This is a genomic window from Polaromonas sp. P3_C2, from assembly GCF_056402675.1.
The window spans coordinates 1-4,243 of record NZ_JBFUGX010000362.1 but is presented as its reverse complement, the minus strand read 5'-3'; the positions used below and the strand labels follow the sequence as shown (position 1 = coordinate 4,243).

Here is a 4,243-nt window from a genome sequence, read left to right as displayed (position 1 = left end):
CCACAGCATCACGTCCAGGCTTTCATCAATGACTTCGCCGCCGGGCAGCACCAGCACGGGCACCGTGCCTTTGGGTGACGCGGCCAGCATTGGCATGGGTTTGTTCTTCAACACGACTTCGCGCAGCTCGTGCGGCTCGCCACTCACGGCCAGCGCCAGCCGGGCGCGCATGGCATACGGGCAGCGGCGAAAGGAATACAGGACGGGCAGGGCGCTGTTCATGGCCTGAGACACCAGGTGCTTCAGGTGCCGGATTGCCGCACGCCGATGTGCGCGGCATTGCGCGCTTCGGCCAGTTCGACCTGGCGCTGGCGCTCGCGGTAGCCGGCTTTCTGTTCTTCCGTCGTCTTCCCATGGCAGTGCGCGCAGCTCACGCCCAGCTCGTACAGCGGCGACTGGCGGTCTGCCTCGCTCAGTGGGTCGCGGCACGAGCGGCACAGCGTGAAGGCGCCGGGCTTGAGGCCGTGGCCGACGGACACACGCTCGTCAAACACAAAACATTCGCCTTCCCAGGTGCTTTGCGCCTCGGGCACGGTTTCCAGGTACTTGAGGATGCCGCCTTCGAGGTGGTAGACCTCTTCAAAGCCTTTGGAGCGAAGCAGCGCGGTGGATTTCTCGCAGCGAATGCCCCCGGTGCAGAACATGGCTACCTTCGGCTTTTTGCCGTCATGCGCCGCCAGCTTGCCGCCTTCGGCCATTTCGCGCTCCACCCAGCCGGGCAGCTCTGAAAAGCTGCTGGTGTGCGGGTTGATGGCGCCGTGGAAGGTGCCGATGGACACCTCGTAGTCGTTGCGTGTATCGACCAGCACCACGCCCGGCTCGTTGATCAGCTGGTTCCACTCCTGCGGCTTGACGTATTCGCCCGCCATCAGCGCGGGGTGCACTTCCGGCACCCCCATGGTGACGATCTCGCGCTTGAGGCGCACCTTCATCCGGTAGAAGGGCATGGACTCAGCCCAGGCCTCCTTGTGCTCGAGCTTCGCCAGGCGCGGGTCACTGCGCAGATACGCCAGCACGGCGCGCACACCTTCTTCAGGCCCGGCAATAGTGCCGTTGATGCCTTCTGCCGCAAGCAGCAGCGTGCCCTTGACACCATGGGCTTCGCACTGCGCCAGCAACGGCGCCTGCAGCTCGGCGAAATCGGGCAGCTCAACGAACTGGTAAAGGGCAGCGGTCAGGAAGTCAGACATGAAAAAACAGGCGAAAAGCGAAAAGAAATGTGCGGTGGTTCAAAAAGAGGGCAAACAGGGACAAAAGTCGGAAAACGCGAAAAGACCCTAAATGGTGCGTACACGCGCTGAAATGGCGCCGATACCGCGCCGAAATGGCACAAGCGCTCCCAGGCTCCATCGTAGCGGCTCGGGTCTTAGCATTTTGTAACCCCGATTTTGTGACGGAAAGCGCCGAATTCAATGTTTTATGGCCATGCTGGTAGACATTTTGTTGCAATGCAGCAAAATGACCGTGTACTTATTGATCTGGCGCAAATCCCTTCCTGGAAATCAACGTAGACGCCGACCTCGAACCGACCCCAGATGGCCCACCACTTTTTGTCAAACCATGTCCAGAAGCATAAGCAGTCTTTGGCTTAAAAGCATGCGCCGCATGGGCAAGGCCCAGCAGGCGCAAGGCTTGCGGCTGTTTGAAAGCCTGCTGCCCAAGGTCACACCGGCGTTGCCTGCCGCCACAACGCCGCGCAGACGCAGGCCCGGGGTCAAGCTGCTGAAACCGGTGGTTGCCCGGCCCGCCAAAAAAGCCCGCCGGCCCACGGCTGCACAGGCCCGCGCCGCAGCCGGGTTGCCCGGCACCTGGCGCAAGGCCTGGTTTACTTTGCCCGGGGACGGATTGCTGACGGATTCCCGGCGCATGCTGTACTGGTTGTACCTTCCCGCTACGGCCGCTACGGCCGCTACGGCCGCTACGGCCGTTACTGCCGGGGTTCCCGATGCCCCTGCGGCACCGCGCCCGCTGGTGGTGATGCTGCACGGCTGCCAGCAGACGGCGGCCGACTTTGCAGCGGGCAGCCGCATGAACGAGCTGGCCGAGCGCAAGGGTTTTGCGGTGCTCTACCCCCAGCAATCCAGTGCAGCCGACGCCCACCGCTGCTGGCACTGGTACAAGCGGGCCACACAAAACGGGGAGGGCGATGTGGGCGTGATCGCCGCCATGATTTCGCAGGTGCAGCAAAAACACGGGCTTGACGCTTCACGAACTTACGTGGCGGGCCTGTCGGCCGGCGCCGCGCTGGCGGCCATCGTGGCACTGCGCCACCCGGAGCTGATCGCGGCCGTGGGCATGCACTCGGCACCCGTGTTCGGCACCACCCATTCGCCCTTCAGCGCCTACCGGGCCATGCAACACGGCTCGGGCTCGTCTTACGATGCGGTGGCGCGCTTGTTTGCCAGCGACCAGCCGGAGTTCCCGGGCATGCCGGCCATCCTGATCCATGGCGACAACGATGCCGTGGTGCGGCGGGTGAACGCCGAGCAGCTGGCCGAGCAGTTCGAAATCATCAACAACCCGGTCATTACCCAAAATGCGGCCCGCCTCGAGCCGGTGGTTCGCCGCTACCCCGAGCGCCGCAGCGGCAGGCGGCCACGCCATGCCTACCAGACGACGACCTGGTACGCCGGCCGCAAGCCGCAGCTGGTGAAGTGCGACGTAGATGCTCTGGGCCACGCCTGGAGCGGCGGAGACGCCAGCATGGAATACAGCGAGCCCGAGGGCCCGGACGCCACGCTCATGATGTGGACGTTTTTTACCTACCACCGCCGCAATGCTGCCCTGGCTGCGGCAGAGCCTGGTGCGGCAAAGTAGCTGAGCCTGATCCGCTATCAAATCAATAGCGTGTTGCGCCCGTTTACTGAGGGCTTCAGCCTGTTTTTCTTTAAATTCGTCAGCGCGGCAGCAGCCCCGCCATAAAACCGTCTACCGCATCGGTATACCCGCCGGGCAGGCCCAGCGTGGTGTTGACCTGCTCATGCGTTAGGTCTTGCGGCAGCACACTGGCCCGCGCACCCCTGGCTGTCACCTTCGCGGCAAAGTCACGCGACTGTGCGCAGGGGTCATCCGCCCGTTGTGTCGAGCAGACCAGCAGCATCGGCGTGGCGTCAGCCGCCAGCACGCTGCTGGGTGACACAGTGCGCCAATAGGTTGGGTCGGCGCCAAACACGCGGTCGTAAAACCGCATGTGCCGTGCTTTCATGATGCGCTCAAGGTCCAGCGCGGCGCTGTCAAGCGCCACGGTGCCGAGCCAGGGTTTGGCACCAGACTCGCGTGCCAGTGCCGGCGAAGCGCCCAGCAGCGCCACCAGGTGCGCGCCGGCCGAATGTCCCATGAGGATGACCTTCGCCGGATCGCCACCCCACGAGGCGGCCATGGCTTGCGTCTTGGCCAGGGCGCTGGCTACATCGCGTGCCTGCACCAGCGGGTCAACCTGCGGCGACAGGCGATAGCCCACCGACACCAGGATGTAGCCCTTCTGTTTGACCCACCAGGCCACCTTGTTGTCGGTCACGTTGGCCATGGCCTTGTTGCCCACCATCCAGGCGCCGCCGTGCACCATGACGATGACCGGTGCGTTGGCTGCCGGCTGCAGCGGCAGGTAGGCATCCATGCGCTGGCGTGGGTCTGTGCCGTAGGCGATGTCGGGGATTTGCTGCACACCGGCCGGCACGGTGGACCTGGCGGTTTTTCGCGCCAGGCGGCCACTGTCCTGCTGGGCAGCCACCGGCCCGGCATAGAGAACCGCGGTGAGCAGGAACGCAAGCGCAAGCGTCGGCCAGTGCGTGGGGAGGCGAGGGGCAAGGGACATGTCATGGCTCCAGTGGTGTTGCGGCGGGCAGGCCGGACAGCATATCCGGCCCGCCTCTGACCTTGTGCGTCAACGATGGGTCAGGTATTCGGGCGGCGCGATGCGCAGTCATTAGCCAGCCGGTTTGCGCGAGCCTTTTTTCGACGCCACAAAGGTCTCGATGTCGGCCAGCGAGATAGTGCCTGCATGGCTGGCGTCGATGGCGTCAAAGTTCTTGTACACCTTGGGCATTTTTGCCTGCGCTTCTTCGCGGGTCAGCTTGCCGTCCTTGTTGGTGTCGGCCGCCTCAAAGCGTTTTTGCAGTTCGGTGCGGGCCTTTTCCAGTCGGGCGGCGTTGGGTGCCTGTGCATGGGCCGCGGTACCCAGCATGAGAAAGCCCATGAGGCCCATGATTGAAAGTGTGCGGAGATTGAAAGAGAAGGCCATGAG

Annotated in this window: 5 protein-coding genes; 1 reads left to right on the top strand and 4 read right to left on the bottom strand. The window is 63.9% G+C overall.

Annotation, left to right across the window (positions count from 1 at the left end; translation table 11 throughout):
* Together AC1DWI_RS15065 and trhO are read right to left on the bottom strand one after the other, a co-directional pair.
* A partial coding sequence (locus tag AC1DWI_RS15065) for a glutathione S-transferase N-terminal domain-containing protein (protein ID WP_477725122.1) occupies positions 1-222 on the bottom strand: 222 nt, incomplete at its 3' end.
* A gap of 20 nt (positions 223-242) precedes the next feature.
* Complete coding sequence (trhO, locus tag AC1DWI_RS15060) at positions 243-1,190, bottom strand: oxygen-dependent tRNA uridine(34) hydroxylase TrhO (protein ID WP_477669435.1); 948 nt, start codon at positions 1,188-1,190, stop codon at positions 243-245.
* 370 nt (positions 1,191-1,560) lie between these two features.
* Between trhO and AC1DWI_RS15055 the strand changes: the two genes are divergently transcribed.
* Positions 1,561-2,817, top strand: a complete 1,257-nt coding sequence (locus tag AC1DWI_RS15055) for an extracellular catalytic domain type 1 short-chain-length polyhydroxyalkanoate depolymerase (RefSeq protein WP_477669436.1) — start codon at positions 1,561-1,563, stop codon at positions 2,815-2,817.
* Between the two features lie 79 nt (positions 2,818-2,896).
* On the opposite strand, the gene AC1DWI_RS15050 is transcribed toward AC1DWI_RS15055, so the two are convergent.
* Both AC1DWI_RS15050 and AC1DWI_RS15045 read right to left on the bottom strand, forming a co-directional pair.
* On the bottom strand, positions 2,897-3,814 hold the full coding sequence (locus tag AC1DWI_RS15050) for an alpha/beta hydrolase (RefSeq protein ID WP_477669437.1): 918 nt from the start codon (positions 3,812-3,814) through the stop codon (positions 2,897-2,899).
* 111 nt (positions 3,815-3,925) lie between these two features.
* A partial coding sequence (locus AC1DWI_RS15045; RefSeq protein WP_477725121.1) for an EF-hand domain-containing protein occupies positions 3,926-4,243 on the bottom strand: 318 nt, incomplete at its 5' end.

What these genes read in the sequence shown, in the direction of transcription:
- trhO (WP_477669435.1), bottom strand. Translation starts at nt 1,190, where the DNA reads ATGTCTGACTTCCTGACCGCTGCCCTTTACCAGTTCGTTGAGCTGCCC.
- AC1DWI_RS15055 (WP_477669436.1), top strand. Translation starts at nt 1,561, where the DNA reads ATGTCCAGAAGCATAAGCAGTCTTTGGCTTAAAAGCATGCGCCGCATG.
- AC1DWI_RS15050 (WP_477669437.1), bottom strand. Translation starts at nt 3,814, where the DNA reads ATGTCCCTTGCCCCTCGCCTCCCCACGCACTGGCCGACGCTTGCGCTT.